The sequence below is a fragment of the Parabacteroides sp. ASF519 genome (genome assembly GCF_000364265.2).
In the GTDB taxonomy this organism is placed as follows: Bacteria; Bacteroidota; Bacteroidia; order Bacteroidales; family Tannerellaceae; genus Parabacteroides; species Parabacteroides goldsteinii.
The window spans coordinates 3,837,316-3,863,719 of the sequence record NZ_AQFV02000006.1; the positions used below are offsets into that span (position 1 = coordinate 3,837,316).

21 protein-coding genes are annotated in these 26,404 nt (G+C 40.9%); 18 read left to right on the plus strand and 3 right to left on the minus strand.

Annotated elements, in window-relative coordinates; translation table 11 throughout:
• The first annotated feature begins 15 nt into the window (after window positions 1–15).
• Entirely contained in the window at window positions 16–2,328 is a 2,313-nt protein-coding gene (locus C825_RS15060; RefSeq protein WP_010803075.1) for an ABC transporter permease, read from the plus strand.
• Between the two features lie 99 nt (window positions 2,329–2,427).
• Here the strand turns inward: C825_RS15060 and C825_RS15065 are convergent, their stop codons facing one another.
• Window positions 2,428–3,030 (minus strand): HU family DNA-binding protein, encoded by a 603-nt coding sequence (locus tag C825_RS15065; protein ID WP_010803076.1) that lies wholly within the window; start codon window positions 3,028–3,030, stop codon window positions 2,428–2,430.
• A gap of 319 nt (window positions 3,031–3,349) precedes the next feature.
• On the opposite strand from C825_RS15065, the gene C825_RS15070 reads away from it, so the two are divergent.
• The 4 genes from C825_RS15070 (at window position 3,350) to C825_RS15085 (ending at window position 9,956) form a co-directional block, all read left to right on the plus strand.
• Window positions 3,350–4,087, plus strand: a complete 738-nt coding sequence (locus C825_RS15070) for a DUF5131 family protein (RefSeq protein WP_007656853.1) — start codon at window positions 3,350–3,352, stop codon at window positions 4,085–4,087.
• Window positions 4,088–4,640: 553 nt separating this feature from the next.
• Window positions 4,641–7,718, plus strand: a complete 3,078-nt coding sequence (locus tag C825_RS15075; protein ID WP_228100028.1) for a SusC/RagA family TonB-linked outer membrane protein — start codon at window positions 4,641–4,643, stop codon at window positions 7,716–7,718.
• A 12-nt stretch (window positions 7,719–7,730) separates the two neighbouring features.
• On the plus strand, window positions 7,731–9,455 hold the full coding sequence (locus C825_RS15080) for a RagB/SusD family nutrient uptake outer membrane protein (RefSeq protein WP_010803078.1): 1,725 nt from the start codon (window positions 7,731–7,733) through the stop codon (window positions 9,453–9,455).
• Window positions 9,456–9,485: 30 nt separating this feature from the next.
• Complete coding sequence (locus C825_RS15085) at window positions 9,486–9,956, plus strand: DUF5018-related domain-containing protein (protein ID WP_044214427.1); 471 nt, start codon at window positions 9,486–9,488, stop codon at window positions 9,954–9,956.
• A gap of 93 nt (window positions 9,957–10,049) precedes the next feature.
• Here the strand turns inward: C825_RS15085 and C825_RS15090 are convergent, their stop codons facing one another.
• Window positions 10,050–11,318, minus strand: coding sequence for a type IX secretion system plug protein (locus C825_RS15090; protein ID WP_010803080.1), 1,269 nt, complete (start codon window positions 11,316–11,318; stop codon window positions 10,050–10,052).
• A gap of 132 nt (window positions 11,319–11,450) precedes the next feature.
• Here C825_RS15090 and C825_RS15095 point away from each other — a divergent pair, with 132 nt between their 5' ends.
• The 7 genes from C825_RS15095 to C825_RS15125 all read left to right on the plus strand — a co-directional run bounded on the left by C825_RS15095 (window position 11,451) and on the right by C825_RS15125 (window position 17,870).
• Window positions 11,451–12,800 (plus strand): Na(+)-translocating NADH-quinone reductase subunit A, encoded by a 1,350-nt coding sequence (locus tag C825_RS15095; protein WP_010803081.1) that lies wholly within the window; start codon window positions 11,451–11,453, stop codon window positions 12,798–12,800.
• Window positions 12,801–12,822: 22 nt separating this feature from the next.
• Window positions 12,823–14,031, plus strand: coding sequence for an NADH:ubiquinone reductase (Na(+)-transporting) subunit B (locus C825_RS15100; protein WP_007656844.1), 1,209 nt, complete (start codon window positions 12,823–12,825; stop codon window positions 14,029–14,031).
• Window positions 14,032–14,039: 8 nt separating this feature from the next.
• Window positions 14,040–14,837, plus strand: coding sequence for an NADH:ubiquinone reductase (Na(+)-transporting) subunit C (nqrC, locus tag C825_RS15105; protein ID WP_010803082.1), 798 nt, complete (start codon window positions 14,040–14,042; stop codon window positions 14,835–14,837).
• Window positions 14,838–14,840: 3 nt separating this feature from the next.
• Window positions 14,841–15,470 carry an NADH:ubiquinone reductase (Na(+)-transporting) subunit D gene (locus C825_RS15110; protein WP_044214429.1) on the plus strand — a complete coding sequence of 210 codons (630 nt, stop codon included), beginning with the start codon at window positions 14,841–14,843 and terminating at the stop codon, window positions 15,468–15,470.
• Window positions 15,471–15,495: 25 nt separating this feature from the next.
• A complete protein-coding gene (nqrE, locus tag C825_RS15115; RefSeq protein WP_007656841.1) occupies window positions 15,496–16,113 on the plus strand; it encodes an NADH:ubiquinone reductase (Na(+)-transporting) subunit E in 618 nt (205 codons plus the stop codon).
• A 27-nt stretch (window positions 16,114–16,140) separates the two neighbouring features.
• Complete coding sequence (gene nqrF / locus C825_RS15120) at window positions 16,141–17,430, plus strand: NADH:ubiquinone reductase (Na(+)-transporting) subunit F (protein WP_007656840.1); 1,290 nt, start codon at window positions 16,141–16,143, stop codon at window positions 17,428–17,430.
• A gap of 257 nt (window positions 17,431–17,687) precedes the next feature.
• A complete protein-coding gene (locus C825_RS15125; RefSeq protein WP_007656839.1) occupies window positions 17,688–17,870 on the plus strand; it encodes a hypothetical protein in 183 nt (60 codons plus the stop codon).
• 491 nt (window positions 17,871–18,361) lie between these two features.
• Here C825_RS15125 and C825_RS15130 read toward each other — a convergent pair whose 3' ends face one another.
• Window positions 18,362–18,814, minus strand: a complete 453-nt coding sequence (locus C825_RS15130; protein WP_010803084.1) for a type I restriction enzyme HsdR N-terminal domain-containing protein — start codon at window positions 18,812–18,814, stop codon at window positions 18,362–18,364.
• Between the two features lie 58 nt (window positions 18,815–18,872).
• Here C825_RS15130 and C825_RS15135 point away from each other — a divergent pair, with 58 nt between their 5' ends.
• The 6 genes from C825_RS15135 (at window position 18,873) to C825_RS15160 (ending at window position 26,361) form a co-directional block, all read left to right on the plus strand.
• Entirely contained in the window at window positions 18,873–19,649 is a 777-nt protein-coding gene (locus C825_RS15135) for an AMP nucleosidase (RefSeq protein ID WP_007656836.1), read from the plus strand.
• Window positions 19,650–19,665: 16 nt separating this feature from the next.
• Complete coding sequence (gene holA / locus C825_RS15140; protein WP_007656834.1) at window positions 19,666–20,688, plus strand: DNA polymerase III subunit delta; 1,023 nt, start codon at window positions 19,666–19,668, stop codon at window positions 20,686–20,688.
• An 891-nt stretch (window positions 20,689–21,579) separates the two neighbouring features.
• The gene (locus C825_RS15145; protein WP_007656833.1) at window positions 21,580–22,029 is read left to right on the plus strand and encodes a helix-turn-helix domain-containing protein; all 450 of its coding nucleotides are present in this window, start codon (window positions 21,580–21,582) and stop codon (window positions 22,027–22,029) included.
• Between the two features lie 63 nt (window positions 22,030–22,092).
• Entirely contained in the window at window positions 22,093–22,875 is a 783-nt protein-coding gene (locus C825_RS15150) for a dihydroorotate dehydrogenase electron transfer subunit (protein WP_010803086.1), read from the plus strand.
• Window positions 22,863–23,774, plus strand: coding sequence for a dihydroorotate dehydrogenase (locus C825_RS15155; RefSeq protein ID WP_007656831.1), 912 nt, complete (start codon window positions 22,863–22,865; stop codon window positions 23,772–23,774). The genes C825_RS15150 and C825_RS15155 overlap by 13 nt, the downstream gene beginning before the upstream one ends.
• A 430-nt stretch (window positions 23,775–24,204) precedes the next feature.
• Window positions 24,205–26,361, plus strand: coding sequence for an alpha-galactosidase (locus C825_RS15160; RefSeq protein ID WP_010803087.1), 2,157 nt, complete (start codon window positions 24,205–24,207; stop codon window positions 26,359–26,361).
• Window positions 26,362–26,404 lie beyond the last annotated feature (43 nt).

Below are 26,404 nucleotides of genomic sequence, written 5' to 3' on the forward strand. Positions count from 1 at the left end.
CTAAAACAAATTATTATGCATGTCATATACAGGAATTTTATTTCCGCACTACGATTCAATAAAACAGCAGCCATACTGAATATTATGGGATTGGCGATTGCCTATATCGTTTTTGCAACGATTTATGCACAGGTTGATTTTGCCAATAAATTTGACCGGTTCCATCCACAAGTGGATCATATTTACAGGGTAGACTGTAAAACCCCTGCATCTGTATGGTCCGTACATTCCAGATTGCTGATCGATGCTTTTGTGTCTACTTCTCCTTATATACAGAAAAGTACGTTGATCAATCCCTTTATCGGAGAATGTTATTTTACGACCGATGTCAACGGTAACCAGACTGGTTTCAAAGAAACGGTACAAACTTGTTCTCCGGATATCACCGGGATATTTGATTTTGTTTTCCGCGAGGGGACTCCCGATTGTTTGAAGCAGCCGGAGATGTGCCTGATACCCGAAAGTCTGGCCCGCAGGATATTCGGGAGTATTTCAGTTGTCGGAAAACAATTGACGGCAGAAGGAAATATCTGGACGAAAGACAGGAAATCATTGACCGTAGGAGGTGTCTATAAAGATTTTCCGGAAAATAGTCAGCTGGCAAATGCTGTTTATACGACAGTTAGTCCCTCTTACCAGTATGAATCATGGGATGATTATACCTATGTCTGTTATATCCTTGTCACTCCGGGAGCGGATAAGAAGGAGATATGTTCCGCTTTTGCCCGTTGTTTCAATGTGGAAGATGCACCGGACTATAAAGAAGCGGAAGTCAAGCTGACGAACCTGGCGGATATCTATTATGAGCCGGTCACTTCCCAGATGAAGTTTATCAAATCAGGAAAGAAAGAAAACATGAACCGGATGCTGATGGTGGCTTTTCTGGTGGCGTTGATTGCGATGATCAATTATATCAACTATTCGGTGGCCCTTATACCTTACCGGATTAAAAGCATCAATATCCGGAAGATTGCCGGGGCATCGGTTGCCAGGCTGCGTTGTGCCCAACTGTTTGAATCCGTTGTGATTTCGCTGGTGGCTTGCCTGCCAGCCGTATTGTTGAACTTGTCTCTTGATATACCGGTTCTCTTGCGGCTGGTTTCTTTGTCTTTGGCGGTAGGATTCATTGCGGGTATCTATCCGGCCGTTAGCGCCACTTCCATTTCCATGCAGATGGCATTGAAAGGTTCTTATGGATTGTCTCCCAAAGGTTTGGCATTAAGGAAAATGCTTATAGGTATCCAATATATAATTTCTTTTACTTTGGTTATTCTGGCATTTGTGATCTATCAGCAGAACAGATATATGGAATCCCGTTCATTCGGATATGGTAAAAACCGTATTGCAGTAGTTGTGCTGAATGGGAAAACGGTCGGGAAGATCGACCTGTTCACGAATGAATTGAAGAAATATTCCGGTATTGAAGATGTTGCTTTTTCTTCCGCAAAGGTCGGAGCAGAAGAGTTATACCGGGGCGGCGGAGCAGAAAAGAATAACGAAATGATGTATTTTCATTATTTGAATGTTTCGCCCAACTTCCTGTCAGTGATGGATATCCCGGTAATGGAAGGAAGGTATCCCCGTCAGGAAGATCGGCAATCCAAAGAGTTATTATTCGTCTTTAACCGGAAAGCGAAAGAAGAATACGGACTGGAGGTCGGGGACAGGCTCATTACCTACTGGAAGGATAAAGGAATGGTTATCGGGATCACGGATGAATTGAAAATAAATTCTTTGCGGACCGGTGCTTACCCGTTGGCTTTCGTCATTAATGAAAAGAATGCCGGCATGCCGGTTGCCTGTATAAAGATAAGGCAAGGGGCGGATATGGAAAAGGCGACAGAGCATATACGGCAAACATTTAAAGAGATCGATCCTGCTTATCCTGTTGAAATAGAGTATTATGAAACGATTATCAGGCAACTTTACCGGGATGAAATACGTACCGGACGGATTGTTTCCGCCTCATGTCTTGCCTCTGTCCTGATCTCTTTGTCGGGTATTTTGGGATTGGTATTATTTGAAACCCAATATCGGCGTAGGGAGATTGCGATACGGAAAGTACTCGGTGCGACCGTAAAAGATGTTTTATACCGGTTTAACAGGACGTATCTGATGGTATTGATCGTGAGTTTTGTTATCTCTGTACCTGTATCCATCTATTTTGCAGGTGAATGGTTGAAGAATTTTGCATATAAAGTTCCGCTAGACTGGATGGTTTATGTGGTATCGTTCTTCTCCATCCTGCTGCTAACTGTTTTTGTTGTTACCCTGCAAACCTGGAGGACGGCAAACGAAAATCCAGTGAAGTCCTTGTCTTTCAATTAAGTGTAGGCTTGTTTTTTATTTATTAACTCGCTGGTGTGTTGTTTATAAGAGCGTCATTACTGTTTTTTTGACGCTCTTATAAACAGATTATTCTCGGATCTACAATATCTTAGGTAAAGTATAAACAGCTATTTTACGGTAACCTTGTTTGACGATTTTCTTTCCGGCAATCAACTCCTTGATATCTTTCAATGCCAGGTAACGCGTACATTCATTTATTCCCATACAATCGGAACTCATGATCGTTTCATGTTTTTCAAGATATTGAATGATCCTGGCTTTCCGTTCTTCACCGTTGTATTTGACGGGTTTCGATGATCCCGGCTTTCTTTCCACGTTCATGCAACGAAGCCGTTCTGTGATCTCTTTTGAGCAACGGAAATTTACCGATTTAAAAGTGATATCTTCTGCGCGTACTTGCCGGGGATTCGTTATTTTAGGACATTTCAGTGAGACGGAAAAATGTCCCAGACCTTCCAGTTCAACTTCATCGCCATCTTCCAGATACGATACGAGTACATCGGCAAAAGCCTGCAATAGCCCTTTCACATCTCCCGGGCTGAAGGAAGTACATTCGGATATTTCCCGTGTGACCCGGTCGATCCGTATGGTTCTTCCCGGTATGATCCGGGCATGAAGAATATCACTCTCTTTTTCTCCCTTATGCGGAGGATTCCTGAAAAGTCCGTATTGTGCGGTCATAATACTAGTGTGTTTTAATTGTAAGGTTACTACTTTCAAATCCAAACATCCGTATCTTCTATATTTTTGACCCAGGTCGAAAACATTTACTACCTTGGTCAAAAACGTTTAGCACCTAGGTCGAAAACGTTTGTTATCCAGGTCAAAAATATAAAAGGTTGGGAACAAATATATTGAAAGATAAGAGGAAAAACAAGGAAAGAAGGAAGAAATATATCAGGAATTCACCGGATTATTTGCTTTCTGTAGGTAAAAGGAGTAAATTTATTGTACTTTCGCATTGATTTTACTGAAGTTTCACGGGTATAAAGAGAAGAGGATGGGCTCAAAAGCATCTATATGGAATCCCTGGCATGGCTGTCACAAATTAAGTGAAGGCTGCCGGCATTGCTATGTTTATCGTTCGGACGGTAAATATGGTAAAGACAGTTCTGTTGTCGCTAAAACGGAAAAGTTTAATCTGCCTTTGCAACAGAAAAAGAACAAAACCTATAAGATACCTTCGGGAAACCTTGTTTATACTTGCTTCACATCGGATTTTCTGGTAGAAGATGCAGATGAATGGCGTGAAGAAGCCTGGGAAATGATACGAAAACGACAAGACCTTCATTTCCTTTTTATTACCAAGAGGATCGACCGGTTGCATGAATGTCTTCCGGCTGACTGGGGAGATGGGTATGACCATGTAACTATTTGCTGCACCATGGAAAACCAGGACCGGATCGATTATCGCCTGCCTATCTATAAAGCCGCTCCGATAAAACATAAAATCATTATTTGCGAACCGCTTCTCGGTCCGATTGATTTCAGGGGTGAATTGGGCGATTGGGTGGAACAGGTGGTGGTCGGTGGGGAATCCGGAAAGGAGGCCCGTGTTTGCAATTATGATTGGGTATTGGATATCCGCCAGCAGTGCATAGAGAAAAATATCAACTTTTGGTTTAAACAAACAGGCGCTTATCTGTTGAAAGATGGGCGTGAATATAAAATAGCCCGCCAATTCCAACACTCACAGGCAAGAAAGGCGGCTATTAATTTTGAGGTAGATAAACCTTAGAAATAGTGATTTAATTTTTTGACATACCTTCCCCAAATCTTACCCGTAAGATCCTCAGACATCAAGAATAACGAATAAATAGGCGGTAAATATGATAAATTAATAGAGCGTTATTATTCTTTAAATAAGTGAAGTAAAAACACTATAAATATTAAGATGACTAGAAAAAACGATCGTTTATTTTTGTCTGTAAAAGTAGATTATTTATCCTAAACGAACAACTTTTATGAATATTATTTACGTCTTGTATTTCATAGTTTAATATAATATATCCACTAAAATGCTCAGTAATAATGGAATGACTAAAAAAAACGATCGTTTTTTTTAGTCATTCTGATTTTATACATAAAGTTCATTAATCATCACAGAGAGTTGCAATATGTAGTTAATAACGCTAGTAAACAAGACAAATCATGAAAAAGAAGCGAAAATTAAGAGTAAATGTAATCTTATTTTTACCAGAGAGAAATGTTTTTATCGATTGTTTAACCGAATAATTAAAAGTATGACAAACAGAATTAACCTATTTCGAGGCTTGATAAAACCTCACGAAATGAATTATCTGAAAATAGGAGGTATCGGTACCTTACTATTATGTATGTCACCGCATTTCGTTATGGCTGATACCGGTAATGATGCGGCAGTAACGATCACCCAACAGAAGGGAAATACCGTGACAGGTGTTATTACAGACGATACGGGTGAACCTCTTATCGGAGTGAATGTAAAAATTAAAGATTCAACGGTCGGTACTATTACTGATTTTGAAGGTAAATTTACATTGGAAGCTCCTGTTGGCAGCCAATTGGAAATTTCTTACATCGGGTATAAACCCCAGATTATTACTGTAGGAAATGCGCCTGTTAAACTAAAGATGAAAGAAGACTCACAGGCTTTGGATGAAGTCATTGTCGTCGGTTACGGAACGACTTCTACCCGTAAAATGGTAGGCGCAGTCACCTCCATGAAGACAGACAAAATCGATCAATTGCCTTTTAGTAACACGGCCTCTGCATTACAGGGACGTACGCCGGGTGTTATCGTTCAGCAAGGTGGCGCGGAACCGGGATCTACTCCAACTATTTCTATTCGTGGTGGTGGTACTCCTTTGTATGTTATCGATGGAGTAGTTCGCGAAGCACAGGATTTCAATAGCTTGAACTCTTCTGATATTGAAAAAATCAGTATTTTGAAGGATGCCAGTGCAACGGCGGTATATGGTGCCCGTGCCGGTAATGGTATCATTATGGTACAGACCAAGAGGGGAAAAGAAGGTCAGACTAAAATAGAATATACGGGAGGACTCGATTTCAGTTCGCCTACTGTTTTGCCGGACAGAGTGAATACGGCGGAATATACAGGCGCCGCCAACCAGGCCGCAGCCTATGATGGGATAGCCCCGGTATATCCTGCTGATGTTATTGCGACTCTGCCGGATACCGATTGGCAGAAACTTGCACTGAGGAATAATGCCATCCAGCAACGTCATGCCCTTTCTTTCTCCGGTATTAAAAACGGAGTTAATTACTATACGGCACTGGGCATTTTAGATCAGGGATCTTTATTCAAGGAAGGTCATAATGATAAATATACACGTTATAATCTCCGCAGTAATGTTTCAACAACATTCGATCCGATAGGATTGGAAGTCGGTTTGAATATTGACGGTGCATGGGAAAGAAAGCATCCGACTATTAAAGGCGCTTATGCCGTTTGGCGTGATATCAATGCTGCCAAACCAACTATCGACGCTTATAATCCGGATGGGACATTTAGTGCTTTATCATTGCATCCGCTGGCTTATCTTGATAAACGCTCAGGCTACAATAATAATGACGATAAATATGCAAATGTCCAGGTGTATGCCAATTGGGCTGTACCGTTTGTAAAAGGTTTGAAAGCCGGTTTCACAGGTAATTTCCGTATCGCAGATTCTAATTCGAAATCATTTAACGCCAATGCTCCTCAATATACCAGTGACGGCTCGATGGTTCCCAAAGATTTCCGTTCACTCAGGATGTCTAATTCATGGGGATGGCGTAACTCGTTCGATGTAAATGTACAATACGGGAAAACATTCGGCAAACATAATTTTGAAGTACAAGGTGTTTATACGTTCCAGCAGACATTCGATGAAAATTTCTGGGTATATCGTGAAGGTTTTATCTCTTCCGACTTCGACCAGTTATTTGCAGGAGATGCTTCTACACAGCAAAATTCAGGTTTTGCAGAGAAAAGTGCCCGTGTCGGTTATGTGGGGCGTGTAAAATATGATTATGCAGGCAGATATCTGTTTGAAGGAAACTTCCGCATAGACGGCTCCGATAACTTTGCCAAAGGGTCTCGTTTCGGATTTTTCCCTTCTGCCGCTTTGGCATGGGTGGTTTCGGAAGAAGGTTTTATGAAAGAACTGAATGAAAGAAACATTCTAAACTTCTTTAAGATCAGAGCTTCTTTCGGACAGGTCGGTCTGGAAGGTCTGGAGGATTTATCCGGTGATAATTACCGGAATATGCGCTTCAGATATGTCCCGGCTTACAGCTTTAACTCTAAGGGGTATGTTATCGATGGCAAATTCGTTTCCAGTTTCTCGGAAGGACCTTTGGTTTCGAATGATTTGAGTTGGTATACTAAAGATGTATGGGATATCGGGGTCGACCTGACAACCTTACAAAACCGTTTGTCGGCATCATTCGATTATTTTTACTATCGAACTAAAGGGTATTTGATTTCTCCGCAGAACAGATATACTACACCTCTGGGAAAGGATTTGCCGCAGGTGAAATCAGAGAGTGTGCATCGTCGTGCCGGATTTGAAATGAATTTCCGTTGGAAAGATGCTGTTCAAGAATTTCATTATGAAATAGGTTTCAATGTGACCGGTTACAATGAATTATGGGAGAAAAAGGAGGATGAATCGTTATCCAGTTTGATGAATCCTAAAAAGCGTGTTACCCACACAAAGAATTTTTACGGAACAGCTTATCGAAACGATGGTTTATACCAAAGCGGGCAACAGATATTGGATAGTCCGCGGCGAGAAGCCTCCAACGAGTTGAAACCGGGTGATATCGCTTATCAGGATATTAATGGTGACGGTAAAATTGACGGAGAAGACCAGGTTCGTATCGGTAAACCAACTTTCCCGTCTGTAAGTTATGGTATCGATTTCAGTTTGGATTACAAGGGGTTCTTTGTCAACGGGTTATTCCAGGGTACCGGAGAACGTTACCGGGCGCTTGATGAATTCATGAGAGGAACACATACTGAGGCATTAACATATAAATTTCAGTTGGATTACTGGCGTCCTGATAATACGGATGCAATGTTTCCGCGTATGTCTACTATGACTGGTCTGAACGGAGATAACAACTATGGGGTCGGTTCGGATTTCTGGTATCATAATGCATCCTATTTCCGTTTGAAGAGTCTGCAGGTAGGATATGATTTCAAAAAACTTCTATTGAAGGATAATAAGCTGTTTTCCTCTTTGCGTCTGTCTGTCTTGGGAACAAACATCTTTACGATTTCGGATGTGAAAGATTTCTATGACCCGGAACTAAATGCGAATAACGGGTATGCATACCCGACACAAAAGACGTATTCTATTGTATTAAATGTCGGATTCTAAAATAACAGAAAAATGAAACGAAATAAATTGGGCAAATTATTTATAAGTGTTATGGCGTTGATGAGTATGACATCTTGCCATGACTATTTGGACAACACCCCTTTGGATAAGTTTCCGGAGGATGCTGTTTGGAGCAAACCGGCATCGGCACAACTGTTTGTTAACGGTACGTATTATATTATCAAAGATTTTCTGGTCGGAAACGACGACTGGAATGACAATACCATCGTTAATGCGGAAAAAGCCGACGCTCTGATCCGTGAACAGATCACTGAAGATAATGATTATGGTTGGAATAAATACGGAGACATCCGCCGTTGTAACATTATTCTTGAAAAAGTAGCTGCTGCAACAGGCTTCACACAGCCGGAGCGGGATCTGTTGATGGGAGAAGGTCATTTTCTCCGTGCTTCGGTCTATTTTTCCCAAGCGCGCAAATTCGGAAGATTAATGATTGTGGACAAGGTGTTGACTCCTGATGACGATATGGAGTTGTCGAGAACTAAGACGATTAAAGAAACGTATGATTTCATCCTGAAAGATCTGGATGAAGCGATCGAACGCCTTCCTGTCGATGTGGCATCCGGACGTATCAGTAAGGGGGCTGCTTATGCGCTTAAAGCTGAAGTTTGCCTGCAAGGTGCAGCCTATCTGGATGATACTAATGAAAAGAGAGATTATTATACACAGGCTAAAACGGCCAGTGAAAGCTTGTTCGGTCTGAATAAATATTCGCTGGACCCGGACTTTAAGGGGTTGTTCAATGATTATTCGGTCGGAACGAATTCGAGCGAAATAATACTCGGCGTATATAATATTTCTGAAAATACAAGTTTCCAAAATACTTGGATGCAAGAACTTGTTCCCAATATGAACATGGACAAAGCGATTGACGGCGTATGGGAAAAATGGCCTCTGGATAAAAATTTCGAAGGATGGATGGACAGAGCTCCTTCACAGGAAGTGACTGATGCTTTTCTGGTAATAGATAAAGACGGAGTGGCCAAACCGTGGAATGAGGCTTCGTATTATACCGAAGATTTCAAACAGGGGAAATTATGGGTGAATGATGCTATTTACGGATATCGCGACAAACGTTTTGCAGCAACTATCGTGTACGATTCCTGTCGTTTTTTCACTTCGCTTGTGACTACCCGCCTGAAAGGCAATATTCATTACTTATCTAATAAGGAACAGGCACGTCATGTGACCAAGAGCGGATATGTTTATCGTAAGGGAGTTTATGAAGATAAATGGCTGTGGTACTCTGATCCGACCAACTATCATTATGTCGTTCTTCGTTTAGGCCGCTCATATTTGAATTATGCAGAAGCGATGCTTCGGTTGGGGGATAAAAGTTCTGCTATTGAGTATATCAATAAGACCAGGGATGTTCACGGAGGATTACCGGGACTGACTGCAACTACCAGTCTGGAAGATGTCTGGAAATACTACAAAATAGAACGCCGGGCTGAATTGGTACAGGAGAATGACCGTTATTGGTCGTTATTACGTTGGGGTAAGGAAGAGGGATTAAATGTTATTCCTGAACTGAATACGACTCCTACCGCTATAACGATATCAGAAGATGGTCGTACTTTTTCAATCGGAACGGTACAAGCTGTAGAAGCTGCTAATGCACGTGTGTTTACTAAACGCCGCTATCTGCTCCCGGTTCCAAGAAGCGAACGTAATGAGAATCCGAATCTGGCTGACGATCAGAACCCCGGATGGTAATGTTATAATAGAATGAACAACTAAAAAAGTATGAAAATGAAATATTTAAAATGTATATTGCTGTTTTTTGTCTGCATGTCATTCTTTTCATGCCTGGAATCGGGTTTGGAAGATTTGCCTAGTTATGAAGATGCTGACATCAAGGCGTTTACTTTCGAATATCGCTGGATGGTCAAAGAAGGTGACAGTGAAAAACTAAGGGTACAGAAAATGGATGCAGATATAGACATTAATGTTGAGAATACAACTGTTACCTGTAATATCACAGTACCTGCCGTGAATGGAACATTTACTCAGGAGATACGAAATCAGGTTACGTTGAGTAATTTAAATGCATATTGCACTATTTCTACAGCTGCTACTATTACTCCCATTGGAGATACTCCCATGTTGGGCAAGATAGGAGATTTTTCAAAAAGCGATATGCAATATGAAGTGATTGCTGCCGATGGGAATACAACTAAAACTTGGAAGCTTGTTATTGATGGTTTTAACAAGTAATGATTTGGCGGAATATTAATTACGAATGGCTGTCCCCATTTTTTGGGGTACGGCCATTTGTTTTATTTTAAATTTCTACATGCAATGCAGGTTTTAAAATACCTGCATTGCGTTTTTAACACTTGTGACTCCGATTAAACGGTCATATTGCGTTCCCATCGGACGGTAATAGACGTAAATGGTGTATTCGTTTTCCGCCTGGTAATAATTGCCTTCTATCGGGCCGGTTTCTCCGACTGTGCTGCCGTTGGGTACGAATAGGTATTGATAATTATAACTTCCTTGTTTCAGGAGTACTGCTTTTTCGTACTGGTGGGTTTCAAAGTTATATCCCATTTTACTCTTTTCATCGAGGACATTGTGGAACAGTTCGCCGTTCAGATAGACATTTCCGTCAAGGAACGGATCGCAAGCCAAAGCGAAATGCACGATACAGTAATCTGCTTCCGTATCCGGGTCGTCACAACTGCTGCAACGGATAAAGAAACGGCCGTCCTGGTCCTGATCGTACTGATAGGTCTGGTCGCTGCGCTTATGATCGGTCATCAGTTCTACATTATAATAAGGATTGTGGTACGAAATGCTTTCTATGTGCATCCCGTTATATTTCGTGCTCAAAAATTCCATGCGGCGGTATTCGTTTCCGGCAGAGAAGATCAGACTGCGATTGTTTGTGTAACCAATCTGATTTTCAAGAATAGTCGTCGGTTGAAGCCCTGATACGGCATTATCGCGTCGGTTATCCTGATAGACATGTATTTTCAGGTCTGTTTGCGGATAAGGTATCGGGAAGTTTTTGTTATTGACCGTGAAACTTACCTGTTGGTGAGTCTGGTTCGTATCGATATCCGTATTTCCGCTAACGGAGGCCGAAATGCCGACCATCGGTTCCACAACCGAAAAACAAGCGGTAAGGACTATCTGGTCGGGGATGTCTTCGTTGTAGATCTGCACGGCATAATTTCCCGAAACTTTGAACTGGATGTCTTCATTCGGAAGCAGCAGGTTGTAGTTTGTGTACTGCGTTGTGGTGTTAATGGAATTGGCGAAGTCATCTATCGTTAATCCTTGAAAACCACTCATATATTGAATGGGAGAGAGGATGGACCTCTGCCAGTTGGCATCACAATGAATGATAGAATAGGAATAGCGCACGCCTCCCTGTTCCAACGCATCGAAGTTGATCTGGATCTGTTGATCTCCGTTTAGTTCGATATAAGGCTCGGAAATAAACTCTCCGGCCACCTTCACCTGAAGGGTTTTTATCAGCTTGCTGTTAACGTCGGTAAAGTACGTTTGCTGAGCATTGGCCTGCATTGTAGCGGCACAAAACAACAAAAATAGTAAACAATACACTCTCATTTTCATATATCTTTCTTTGACGGTACAAAATTATGGAATTATTTCTCTAATTATTTCTTTAATCCTGCTTTAAAGCATAAAAATTTATGTACTTTTGCGGGAAAATTACATATAAACAATTTTAGTTGTATCATGGCAAATGTGATTAAGATTAAAAAGGGTTTAGACATTAATCTGAAGGGTAAAGCTTCGGAAGTACTGCTAAACGCCGGGAAAAGTGATAGCTATGCTATCGTTCCCGACTATTATAACGGTATTACCCCCAAAGTTGTTGCCAAAGTAGGAGAAAAAGTCAAAGCCGGTTCTGTATTGATGATCGATAAGAACCGCCCGGAGATCAAGTTTGTTTCGCCCGTGAGTGGCGAAGTAACTGCCGTAAACCGAGAAGAGAAGCGTAAAGTGCTTAGCATCGTTGTTAAGCCGGATACGCAGATCGAATATGAAGATTTCGGCAAGAAAAATGTGTCTTCACTGAAGAGTGAAGAGGTAAAAGAAGCCCTGCTCAATGGTGGTATGTGGCCTTTTATCAAACAGCGTCCGTACGATATCGTAGCTACGCCGTCAGATGAACCGCGCGACATTTTTGTGTCGGCTTTCTATTCTGCACCGTTGGCCCCGAATTTCGATTTCATCCTGAAAGGACAGGAAGCTGATTTCCAGACCGGGTTGGATGCATTGGCAAAACTTACCAAAGGTAAAGTGTATGTCGGTGTCAGAAATGGTTCTACCGTGAACGTGAAAGGAGTTGAAACAGTTGAGTTTGAAGGTCCGCATCCTGCTGGAAACGTAGGTGTGCAGATCAATCATATCAAGCCTGTCAACAAGTCGGAAGTTGTTTGGGTAGTAAACCCGGCAGATGTGATCGTTATCGGTCGCCTGTTCAATAAAGGCGTGGCTGATTTCAGCCGTTTAGTCGTATTAACCGGTTCTGAAACAACAGAAAGAGGTTATATCAAGACTATTTCCGGTTGTACGATCAACAGTCTTGTTTCAGGAAAGATCCTGGAAGGCAAGGAAGACCTCCGTATTATCAGCGGTAACGTGCTGACCGGTACTAAAGTTCGTAAGGACGATTATCTGGGTGCTTATGATAACCAGATCACTGTGATTCCGGAAGGAGACAAAACTTACGACTTCTTTGGTTGGGCAACTCCCGGGTTTGGAAAATACAGTGTAAGTCACTCTTTCTTTACATGGCTGGCTCCTAAAAGCAAAGAGTATGTAATTGATGCCCGTATCAAGGGTGGCAAACGTGCCATGATCATGTCGAATGAATATGAAAAAGTGTTCCCGATGAGCATTTATCCTGAATACCTGTTGAAAGCTATTATCGCTTTCGATATTGATAAAATGGAAAATCTGGGTATTTATGAAGTTGCTCCGGAAGATTTTGCACTTTGTGAATTTGTTGACACATCCAAGATTGAGATCCAGAAGATCGTACGTCAGGGATTGGATCTGTTATACAAGGAAATGAATTAATAACATAAAAAATTAGAATACATTGAAAGCGTTAAGGAATTACCTCGACAAGATTAAGCCTAACTTTGAGGAAGGCGGAAAGCTGGCGATGTTCCGTTCTGTATTCGAAGGTGTTGAAACATTCTTATTTGTTCCGAGCACCACTTCGAAATCAGGCGTGCATATTCACGACTATATCGATTCTAAGCGTACTATGACTGTGGTTATTATCGCTTTGTTGCCTGCTTTGCTTTTTGGTATGTACAACGTCGGTTATCAACACAATCTGGCTGTTGGTGCTGATCCGGGATTTTTGATGACCTTCATCTTCGGTTTTCTGGCCGTACTGCCTAAGATTATTGTTTCGTATGTAGTTGGTCTGGGTATCGAGTTTGCTGTTGCCCAGGTGAAAAAAGAAGAAATTCAGGAAGGTTTCCTGGTTTCCGGTATATTGATTCCGATGATTGTTCCCATCGATACTCCGCTGTGGATGATTGCTGTGGCTACGGCTTTTGCAGTTGTTTTTGCCAAGGAAGTATTTGGTGGTACAGGTTACAACGTGTTTAACGTTGCATTGGTTACCCGTGCCTTCCTGTTCTTTGCATATCCGGCTGCCATGTCTGGCGACCAGGTATTCGTTCGCACTGCCGATACATTCGGTATGGGTGCCGGACAGGTAGTTGACGGTTTCTCTGGTGCAACACCGCTGGGACAGGTTGCTATCGCCGGTAAAGAAATGATCGGTTCGTTCCAGGCAGTTGACGTATTAGGTCAGCCGATTTCAACCTGGGATATGTTCCTGGGATTGATTCCGGGTTCTATTGGTGAAACTTCCGTACTGGCTATCCTGATCGGTGCTGTGATATTGCTGTACACTGGTATTGCCAGCTGGAAGACAATGGTTTCCGTATTTGTAGGTGGTGCGTTTATGGCCGCTATCTTCAATATGATCGGAACAACGGTTGCTATGTGTGTATCTCCTCTGGATCATTTGTTCTTAGGTGGTTTTGCCTTCGGTGCCGTATTTATGGCTACAGACCCTGTAACATCTGCTCGTACTGAAACAGGTAAATATATCTATGGTTTCCTTGTAGGTGCTATGGCTATCATTATCCGTGCGTTGAACCCGGGTTATCCTGAAGGTATGATGCTTGCTATCCTGTTGATGAACGTATTTGCTCCGCTGATTGACTATTATGTAGTTGAAGCAAACATTAACAGAAGAATCAATCGTGTAAAACTGAATAAATAAGAAGGAGTATGGCAACTAAAAAATATAAATGTAAAGTTTGCGGTTATATCCACGAAGGAGACAAAGCTCCGGATGTATGCCCTTTATGTGCAGCCCCTTCTTCAGATTTTGAAGAGATCAAACCAGAAAAGAAAGGTGGTATGAACAGAGATAGTAATGCATATACTATAATATATGCATCTGTAATGGTTCTTCTGGTAGCGGTTGTGTTGGCTTTCACTTCACAGTCACTGAGAAGTTTCCAGAAAGAAAATGAAGATAATGATAAGAGACAGCAGATCTTGCGTTCTATCAATGTTTCGGTTCCGGCCAATGAGGCTAAAGCGAAATATGGAGAATTGATCAAGGAAGCTTTCCTTGTTAATGAAAACGGAGAGAAAGTTGAAGGGGATGCTTTTACTGCAACAGCCGATCAACACCCAGTATATGTGGCAAATGTTAATGGTGAAACAAAATATATCATGGCTTTGTCCGGAGCGGGTCTTTGGGGTCCGTTATGGGGGTATATTTCTGTAGATTCGGATAAGAATACTGTTTTTGGTGCAGACTTCAGCCATCAGGGGGAAACTCCAGGTTTGGGTGCTGAGATCGCAAAACCTGCATTTAGTAACGAGTTTAAAGGTAAGAAGCTGTTTATGGACGGATCTTTCAAATCCATAGCTGTAGTTAAGCCGGGTAAAAGCGTTGCCGGACAGGATTATGTGGACGGTATTTCAGGTGGTACGATCACTAGTCAGGGGGTTGACCATATGTTATTTAATAGCCTGAGTGGTTATGTTAAGTTTTTAACCTCGCAAAATCAGTAAAAGATGGGATTAATGTCAAGTAAAAATAAAGAAGTACTGTTAGGCCCGTTGAGCAAAAACAACCCTGTTATCGTTCAGATGTTGGGTATTTGTTCTGCACTGGCTGTAACATCTAAACTTGAGCCGTCTATTGTTATGGGTATTTCCGTGACGGCTGTTGTGGCTTTTGCCAACGTGATTATTTCGTTACTGCGTAATACAATTCCTAACCGTATCCGTATTATCGTACAGTTGGTTGTTGTTGCTGCGCTGGTAACTATCGTAAGTGAAGTCTTGAAAGCGTTTGCCTATGATGTGAACAAACAGCTTTCTGTGTTCGTTGGTCTGATTATTACTAACTGTATCCTGATGGGACGTCTGGAAGCATTCGCCCTGGGTAACGGTCCGTGGGAGTCTTTCCTGGACGGTATCGGTAATGGTCTTGGATATGGTTTGATTCTGGTGATCGTAGGTTTCTTCCGTGAATTGCTGGGTTCAGGTACATTACTTGGATTCCAGGTGATTCCGCAGGCATTCTACGACTTCGGCTATGTAAACAACGGTTTGATGATTCTGCCTCCGATGGCTTTGATCGTAATTGCCGTGATTATATGGGTTCACCGTTCAAAGAACAAAGAACTTCAAGAAAATTAATGCAAACTATTAAACGAATAATAGAATGGAAGAATATTTAAGCACGTTTGTCCGCTCGATCTTCGTAGACAACATGATTTTCGCATACTATCTGGGTATGTGTTCTTTCCTGGCTGTTTCCAAGAACGTAAAGACTGCTTTAGGATTGGGTATGGCTGTAACGTTCATCCTGGTATGTACGTTACCGATTAACTATATGCTCGAAAATTATATTTTGAAAGAAGGCGCCATGAGCTGGTTGGGCGCTGAATATGCAGGTGTGAACCTGAGTTTCCTTTCACTGATCATTTTCATTGCCATCATCGCTTCATTTACGCAGTTGGTTGAAATGGTTGTAGAAAAGTTTGCTCCGGCCCTGTATGCTTCTCTGGGTATCTTTTTGCCGCTGATCGCTGTAAACTGTGCTATCCTGGGTGGATCTCTGTTTATGCAACAAAGAGCATTTCCTAATGTGGGAGTTGCTACTGTATACGGTTTAGGTTCTGGTATCGGTTGGATGCTGGCTATCGTTGGTATGGCTGCAATCCGCGAAAAATTAGCTTATTCAGATATTCCAAAGCCTTTGAAAGGGCTGGGTATCACCTTTATCATTACCGGTCTGATGGGTATGGCATTTATGTGCTTTTCCGGACTTAAGATCTAAGTATTAACGCATTAAACAAAAATAAAGATGATTATATTAATGTCGGGCGGACTTACCATTGCAGTGGGAGCGGTTGTATTCCTGGTGATTACACTGATCCTTGTAGGTGCGCTTTTATTTGCGAAAGCAAAATTAATACCATCGGGCAATGTGAGGATGGTTGTTAACGGAGAGAAGGAATACGACGTTCCTATCGGGGGAACCGTATTGAATACACTTCAGAGCGAAGGTATTTTCCTGTCATCTGCTTGTGGTGGTAGCGGTAGCTGCGGGCAGTGTCGTTGCCAGGTGCCGGAAGGTGGCGGAAACATTCTTCCTACGGAAGTTGGTTTCTTTTCCCGTAAGCAGATCAAGGATCATTGGAGACTGGGATGTCAGACGAAAATAAAAGAAGATATCAAAATCAAAGTTCCTGATGAAGTATTCGGTGTAAAAGAATGGGAATGCGAAGTGATCAGCAACAAGAACGTGGCTACTTTTATCAAGGAGTTTATCGTGGCATTGCCTAAGGGTGAACACATGGATTTCGTTCCGGGTTCTTATGCCCAGATCAAGATCCCTGCATATACGATGGATTATGACAAGGATATCGATAAAGATCTGATCGGTGAAGGTTACCTGCCAGCATGGAAGAACTTCGGTTTGTTCGGCTTGAAGTGCCAGAACACTGAACCGACTATCCGTGCTTATTCAATGGCTAACTATCCTGCTGAAGGCGACCGTATCATGTTGACTGTACGTATCGCTACTCCTCCTTTCAAACCGAGAGAACAGGGTCCTGGATTCCAGGATGTAATGCCGGGTATCGCTTCTTCTTATATCTTTACCCTGAAACCGGGTGACAAGGTAACAATGAGCGGTCCTTACGGTGATTTCCATCCGATCTTCGACTCTAAGAGAGAAATGATGTGGGTCGGCGGTGGTGCCGGTATGGCTCCGTTGCGTGCTCAGATTATGCACATGACTAAGACACTGAAGACTACAGATCGCAAGATGTCTTATTTCTATGGTGCACGTGCTTTGAACGAAGTATTCTATCTGGAGGACTTCCTGGAAATAGAAAAGGAATTCCCGAATTTCACATTCCACCTGGCGCTTGACCGTCCTGATCCAGCTGCTGATGCAGCCGGAGTAAAATATACAGCCGGTTTCGTTCATCAGGTAATTTACGATACTTATCTGAAGGATCACGAAGCTCCGGAAGATATCGAATACTACATGTGTGGTCCGGGCCCGATGTCGAAAGCAGTAGAAAATATGCTTGACAATCTGGGTGTACCTCGTGAAATGTTACATTTCGATGACTTCGGTGCATAATTGAAAGGTCGATTATAGATCTACATAACGGAAAGGGAGGAAAATTAAAGTTTTCTTCCCTTTTTTCTTTTCTGTTCTATTTATTAAAAAGCCATATAAAATACATATACCCAATTTATTATATAGTTCTGAAACCTGAATTTCAACAAATTTTCTATAGAAAAACGAATAAAATGTACTTTCCTATGTAATATCATGCAGCATTTTTCGTTCTTATTACATCTTAGCTAATAGAGACATAAAAATTGAGCAAGATTATGAAGCCGTTGATTTTATCTTTTTTTGCAGTCATACTGGGTTACTCTCTTCTTTTCAATGAAAAAGAAGAAATCAGCCAGCCGATCCATGGGATTGATAATTCAGTGTATATCCATAAAGCGGATACGCCGAGAATCGATTCTATCGCTATCTATCATAACAGAACCGCTTCTGTTTTATAAAAAATACTCCTAATAGCAATATTTATTCTGTAAATGTTTGTTTATTAAATAAATATTGCTATGTTTGTTCCGTATAATTGTTAACATACGGAAATGCTATACCAGTTTATTACTATATATACTTCTGACTTTTGGATGACAATGCTCTTGGGAGTGTTGGCTTTTTTGTGTTTGCCTGTTGTCACAGGTGAAATAAGCCAGTTTTTTCAAACTGATAATGCGACCCGATTAATTCCGGTTGCTTCTGATTCTGTTTTTGCGGAGGAACAGGAAGGAACAACTGAATATAAGGTCTGCGTTACACCTCATATATTTCAAACTAAATTTTTGATAAGGAATTACAGTCACTGGTTGGGCTGACGAACCCTTGTCCGGCAACCATACGTTGAAGGATAAGGGGAGATGCTTTGTGTAAAAAATGTAATACTTGTTTATCTGTCTGTTTTCAGGTAAATAAGAATAAAGCTATTGTCTCTTCTTATCTGTTTTTCTCATTCCAGCTCTTTATATTCAGGGATACCTTCCAAAAAAGAATAAGTGAAATTTTCGTAGTCTATTTTACAGCAGAAATGGCTGATGCCGTTGCTGACTGCGAGGTAACGTACATGCAGCACCATGTTGTAACGTACTATCTGATCGAATACAGCACTCGTTATCTCAATGGAGGGGGCTTTGTACTCAACGATCATTAAAGGGGCTAAAAAGCGGTTGTATGCGACTGAATCGCATCGTTTGGATGTTCCATTTAATTTTAATGGAACTTCATTTGCTAATAGTTCTTTGGGATATCCTTTATGCGTAATCAGATAATTTACAAAGTGTTGGCGGACCCATTCTTCAGGAGTCAGTGCAACATATTTGCGGCGTACGGGATCGAATATAGTGTGCTTCCCGTCTTTTTCCTTTACTTTCGCAGCGAATGTTGGTAAGTTTAATGACAGCATTTATTATATTTGTCGTTTATATTATACACAATAATTATACCCTCAAAGGTAATGATTTATGAAAACAAAACAAGAAATCGTTGAAAATTGGCTACCTCGTTATACGGAACGTAAGCTGGAAGATTTTGATAAGTATATACTACTCACGAACTTTACCAAATACGTAGAACTATTTGCCGAGAATTTTAATGTTCCTATACTCGGACTGAAAAGCTCGATGCCGAATGCTTCGGCCGAAGGTATTACTATCATTAATTTCGGGATGGGAAGTGCAAATGCTGCAACGATCATGGATCTTTTATCGGCTGTAACCCCCAAGGCTGTGCTGTTTCTGGGAAAATGCGGAGGATTGAAAACAGCTAATAATCTGGGAGACTATGTTCTTCCGATTGCAGCGATCCGTGGAGAAGGAACTTCCAATGAATATCTGCCGCCGGAGGTACCTTCGCTTCCCGCTTTTTCCATGTTGCGTGCCATCTCTTCTGCTGTCCGCGACCAGGGAAAAGATTACTGGACCGGGACGATTTATACAACCAACCGGCGTGTCTGGGAATATGATACGGCATTCAAAGATTATTTGAAGCGGACACATGCGACCGGCATAGATATGGAGACCGCCACATTACTCACTGCCGGCTTTGCAAACAAGATTCCGACCGGTGCTTTACTGATGATCTCGGATAAGCCGATGGAGGAAGACGGTGTGAAAACAGAAGCCAGCGACCGTATCGTTACCCGTAGCTTTGCTCCGGAACATGTGAAATTGGGTATTGAAGCACTCCATCAGATCATAGATGAGAAGAAAACGGTACGCCACATCCGTTTTAGTTGGTAATAATTAAGTCTTTATTATGGCAAAAAAAGAAAATACGTTTGAAGAAATATGCCGGGATATCGTGGCCAAGAAGTTCCAGCCCGTTTATATATTAATGGGTGAAGAACCTTTCTTTATGGACCGGATAACAGACCTGCTTATTGAAAATGTGCTTGCCGAATCCGAGCGCGACTTTAATCAGATGATTATGTATGGGGCGGATACGGATGCGGCTATGATTATAAATGCAGCCCGCCGGTTTCCGATGATGTCGGAATATCAGTTGGTGGTTGTGCGGGAAGCCCAGTTGGTCCGTGATATAGAATTGCTGACCAACTATGTGAAAAATCCGCTTAAGTCGACTGTGCTGGTTGTTAACTATAAGTATAAGAATCTGGACAGGCGGAAAACATTGGCCGCTGCAACCGAAAAGAACGGGATTCTATTCGAATCGAAAAAGATTCCGGATTATAAAATGCCGGGGTTTATCGTCTCATTTATGCAGCAACGTTCCATAGGAATCGATCAGAAGGCCGCTCAAATGCTCTCAGACTTCCTTGGAAACGATTTAAGCCGTCTAAGTAAGGAATTGGACAAGCTGGTATTGATCTTGCCTGAAAAGGCTCCAAAACGCGTCACTCCGGAACTGATAGAACAGAATATAGGAATCAGTAAAGAATACAATAACTTTGAGTTAATAAAAGCACTTGCTGTAAAGGATGTTTTAAAAGCAAACCGGATTGCCCAGTACTTTGAAAAGAACCCCAAGAGTAATCCTATACAGATGACCCTTCCTGTAATTTTTAATTATTTCTCCAACCTGTTGATTTGTTATTATACGAAAGACAGATCGGAAACCGGATTGATGACAGCTTTAGGATTAAGAGGAACTTTTCAGGTAAAAGATTATATGACCGGATTGAGAAATTATCCGGCTATGAAAGTTTTTAATCTGATAAGTGATATCCGGACTACCGATGCCAGATCGAAAGGGGTAGATAATTCTTCCGCATCTGATGCTGATCTGCTCAAGGAATTATTATATAAAATTCTTCATTAGCATAAAATGTACTTAACAATAGAAAAACTGTATGTGTCACTAAAAATTTGAATTAGTGCACATGCAGTTTTTGTTTTTTATCGTTATTTCTCTGGAATGCTCGGATTTATGAACCTTCAAAATGACCTTCTTTATTTTGTTTTTCAATAGCTTAGTTTACATTTTACCCCTCTGAGAATTCAATATTTCTTTCTTCCCGTATAATTGTTCACAAATATCACGAAAAAATCAAGTTTTAGAGTGAAGGATACAAAAGTATCCACTTTCTTCCTGAATTATTCACATAGGATAGGACAAATTGTCAGAAACATTTTTCAACAGTGTATTGCTTATTTACAATAATAACAAATATGTCTGCTGTAACATTTGTGTCGGATCAGATATGTTTACGTAAATAAAACAAGTGCGTTACTTATGTATTTATAGTGGTGCAAATACAAATGTAACCAATATACATTACTAATATAAATCAATAAAAATAGGTTTAAATACTGTTATTGCAAATATGTATGATAAAATATCAAAACCCAGCCTGTTATCTAATTAAATTAATCGTTTACATTAATTTATGGCAATATTCTCGTATATAAATGTGAAATAGAAGTCATTTTAGCTAAAATAATAATCTTTAATCACCTATACAACAGGTTTTTATTTAATAAAATCATCAATGCTACTTTAATCTCTTTTAGAGGCTTGTTATAGGGGTTTACAAAAGTATGCGTTATATTATTATACTGTGCGTTACAAATATATCCGTATATGATTATAAAAATAAATTGCACAATTGGAAATAATGATTTATATTTGTATCAGTATATAATTCTATACTATATTCATGTAAACAGACAGATTGGCAGTGATTTTTGGTCAATAAATCGTATTTTGGTAATGAAAGAACGTATTTTAGCAGTAATGGAACACGAAGGATTGACTCCTTCTAAATTTGCCGAAGCAATCGGTATCCAACGTTCGGCTATGTCGCATATTATATCCGGCAGAAATAATCCGAGCCTGGATGTACTAATTAAAATATTGGAACGGTTTACATACGTAGACTCCGACTGGCTTTTATTTGGTAAAGGCACTATGATGCGTGAACATGTGTTAACTGAGCCCAATTTGTTTACAAATACGACGATAATTCCGTCCAACGTACAAGATTCTCCCGAATATCGCAAGGAAATTAGGGTTGAAACACCTGTAAACACTACTAAACAGCCTGTTATTGAACAGATTGTATGCCAGGATAAGCCTTCCAGAAATGTGAGCAAAATAATGATATTCTATTCAGATAATACGTTTGAGACTTTTACCCCCGAAAAAAACAAGAAAGACTAACCCAACATTGTTATATACATCTTATTCATGTATCTTTGTATAGAAATTGAGTAATCATATTATATGAAGAAGTACATGTTAGATATGAAGGTAACTGAAAACAACCGCCTTCATAAAAATTATTGCCTGCTAAAGTTAACCTGCGACGACACTTTGCCGGAAATGCTTCCCGGCCAGTTCGTTCAGGTGCTCGTGGATAACTCTCCTACAACATTTCTTCGCCGGCCTATTTCAATCAACTTTGTAGATAGAACAACCAACGAATTGTGGTTGCTTATCCAATTGGTTGGCGATGGTACACGTTGTATGGCGGAATACCGTCCCGGAGATATTGTAAATATCATGTTGCCATTGGGTAACAGTTTTACAATTCCTGCCAGTGAAGATAAAAATCAGAAATTACTGCTTATTGGCGGTGGTGTCGGTACTGCTCCGATGTTATGCCTGGGATCAGCCTTGAAGAACGCCGGTTTTGAACCGGTATTTCTGTTGGGAGCCCGTTCAAAGGATGATGTGTTGCAGTTGGATGAGTTTGCGAAGATAGGAACTGTTCACATAACTACCGAAGACGGCACTTTGGGTGAAAAAGGCTATGTAACAAATCATTCCGTATTGAAAAATGTTCATTTTGACCGGATTTACACATGTGGACCGAAGCCGATGATGGTAGCTGTTGCCAAATATGCCGCCGCTGAATCGATCACATGCGAAGTCTCATTGGAAAATACAATGGCTTGTGGTATAGGTGCTTGCCTATGCTGTGTGGAAAATACCCAAGAAGGTCATGTATGTGTTTGTACTGAAGGTCCCGTATTTAATATAGAGAAATTGAGATGGCTGAATTAAATGTAAACATAGGAAATTTGCAGTTAAAAAACCCGGTAATGACTGCTTCGGGTACATTTGGATACGGAGTCGAATATTCAGACTTTATGGATATTTCAAGACTGGGTGGTATTTTTGTAAAAGGAACAACCATCCAACCACGTGAAGGAAATCTGTATCCCCGCATGGCGGAAACTCCTTCCGGAATGTTAAATGCGGTAGGCCTGCAAAATAAAGGAGCACAATATTTCGTCGATCATATCTATCCTGCTATTAAGGATATCGATACGCATATGATCGTAAATGTGAGCGGTTCGTCGGTGGAAACATACGTGGAATGTGCAGAAAAAATAGCTGAACTGGATAAAATTCCGGCTATCGAACTTAATATTTCCTGCCCGAATGTGAAGCAAGGTGGTATGGCTTTCGGGGTTACAACCTGTGGTGCTGCCGAGGTTGTGAAGGCTGTCCGTAAGGTTTATCCCAAGACCCTTATTGTAAAACTTTCTCCTAATGTAACCGACATTACCGAGATAGCCAAAGCGGTCGAAGCCGAAGGTGCCGACTCTGTTTCACTTATCAATACCATGCTTGGCATGGCCATTGACGCAGAGAAACGTAAACCTATATTATCTACAATAACCGGTGGCCTTTCCGGTCCTTGTGTAAAGCCGGTTGCCCTGCGTATGGTATGGCAAACTTACAAAGCAGTTAAGATTCCTATCATCGGTTTGGGAGGTATTTCCAACTGGAAAGATGCCGTCGAGTTTATGTTGGCCGGAGCTACTGCCATACAGATTGGAACCTATAATTTTATAGATCCGACTGTCTCTGTAAAAGTGATCGATGGCATGAATGAATACCTGGACAGACATGGATTCAAATCTGCCAAAGAGCTTATAGGGGCTTTGGATGTATAAACCTATTGATTAAATAGAAAGACTTCCTTGTTTTATTTGACAAGAAAAGGGACTTATTATTTATCCAATCCGGGTGTTACCGATAGATACACCCGGGTGTAACCATAGTCGACATCCGGGTCTCAAAGTACCTGACACCCGGGTGTCAATTTGTTTTAATACTTACCTTTGTCAAAAAAGACAGTAGGTTTCATGAAAAATACAAGTATCATCGGATAACTGACTACACTATTGATCTCACTGGTTATATCCTGAAAAGCATGACAGTTGTATGATAGTATAATGATAGTTTTATGATAGTTGAAGGATGTTTTTTAGCTGTGTAAACCTTTAGTAAACAGTAAGATGCAGGAAAATTATGATAGTATGATAGTTGTTTTCAATTTTCAAGTAGAGTAAATACGTATTGTAAACCAAGTAAAATAATGAAATGAAAAACAAATTATTTCTTTTAATCTGCCTGATTGTTATATCTATATCGTTGAAAGCCAACGATAAAACAATTATTCCTATTACAACAGACAATATCAGTCTGATTTATAAAGTAGGTAATAACGGGCGTTTGTATCAATCATATGTAGGGCAAAAACTCCGTTTTGATAGTGATATCGACCAGTTGCCTATGCTTGGCGAGGCTTATATCACACATGGTATGGAAGATTATTTCGAACCGGCTATCCGGATATTGCACAATGACGGCAATCCTTCCCTGTTGCTGAAGTATGTATCTTATAAAACCAGCGATTTGCAACCGGGTGTTACGGAAACCGTTATTAAACTGAAAGACGACGTTTATCCCGTAACGGTTGATCTTCATTTTATTGCTTATGCCGAAGAAAATATAATCAAAACATATACCGAGATATCTCATCAGGAGAAGAAGCCGGTTGTGCTTTATAATTATGCTTCTTCTTTGCTTCATTTGAATGCTGGTAAATATTTTCTGACAGAATTTGCCGGAGACTGGGCACATGAAGTCAACATGACGGAACAACAGCTTTCATTTGGTAAAAAAGTATTGGATACCAAATTGGGAAGCCGTGCCAATATGTTCAATTCGCCTTTCTTTTTGCTTGCACTGAATGAGGAATCAAAGGAAAATGAAGGAGAAGTCCTTTTCGGAACCATTGGTTGGACGGGGAATTTCCGTTTTACTTTTGAGATGGATAATTTGAATAATTTGCGTATCCTTTCCGGCATAAACAACTATGCTTCAGAATATTCGTTGAAGCCACAGGATATATTCCGGACTCCTGAGTTTATCTTTACTTTCAGTGCGGAAGGGAAAGGAAAAGCAAGCCGCGACTTCCATAAATGGGCCCGTAAATATCAGGTAAAAGACGGCGATAAACCGCGTATGACTTTGCTGAATAACTGGGAAGCCACTTATTTCGATTTTGATGAAGACAAGCTGGTCGATATTATGGACGAAGCCAAATCGCTGGGAGTTGATATGTTCCTGTTGGACGACGGATGGTTTGCCAATAAATATCCCCGTAGCAGTGACCGTCAGGGCTTGGGTGACTGGGATGAAACAGTGACGAAGTTGCCGAACGGCATCGGTAAACTGGTGAAAGAGGCAACCGACAAAGGTATAAAGTTCGGATTATGGATTGAGCCGGAGATGGTGAATCCTAAAAGCGAACTCTATGAAAAACATAAGGATTGGGTAATTCATCTGCCGAACAGAGATGAATATTACTTCAGAAATCAAATGGTATTGGACCTTAGTAATCCGAAAGTTCAGGATTATGTATTTGGAATTGTAGACAATCTGATGACGAAATATCCGGGTATCGCTTATTTTAAATGGGATTGCAACAGTCCGATTACCAATATTTATTCTCCTTATCTGAAAGATCAGCAGTCTCATTTATATATTGAACATGTAAAAGGATTGTATAATGTTTTGGAACGTGTAAAAGCCAAATATCCGAACCTGCCGATGATGCTTTGCTCCGGTGGCGGCGGACGTTCTGATTATGAAGCGTTGAAATACTTCACCGAGTTTTGGCCAAGCGATAATACGGATCCGATAGAACGTATCTTCATCCAGTGGGGGTATTCTCATTTCTTCCCTTCCAAGACAATGGCTGCCCATGTGACAAGCTGGAATAAGAATGCAAGCGTGAAATTCCGTACGGATGTTGCGATGATGGGTAAATTGGGTTTTGATATCCGTATTCATGATATGACTCCGGCAGAACAGGAATATTGCAAAGGGGCGGTGAAGAATTTCAATCGTTTGGGTAGCGCTATTTTGGATGGCGACCTGTATCGTCTGGTGTCTCCTTACGAAGGAAATCATTCTGCTGTGATGTATGTGAATGAAGCGACGGATAAGGCTGTTCTTTTCGCTTTCGATATCCATCCCCGATATGCGGAAACGTTACAACCTGTACGTTTGCAAGGGTTGGATCCGGAAGCTCAGTATGAGATAAAAGAGATCAATTTGCTTCCGGATACCAAATCTATATTAAAATGTAACGGAAAGACGTATTCCGGTGAATATCTGATGAAAGTCGGTATTCCGGTATTTTCCGGTAGGCAATTAGCTAGCTGGGTGATTGAAATATCGAAAAAATAAAAGGATATATTCATTAATAGAAAACGGAGAGGCTTGATAAATA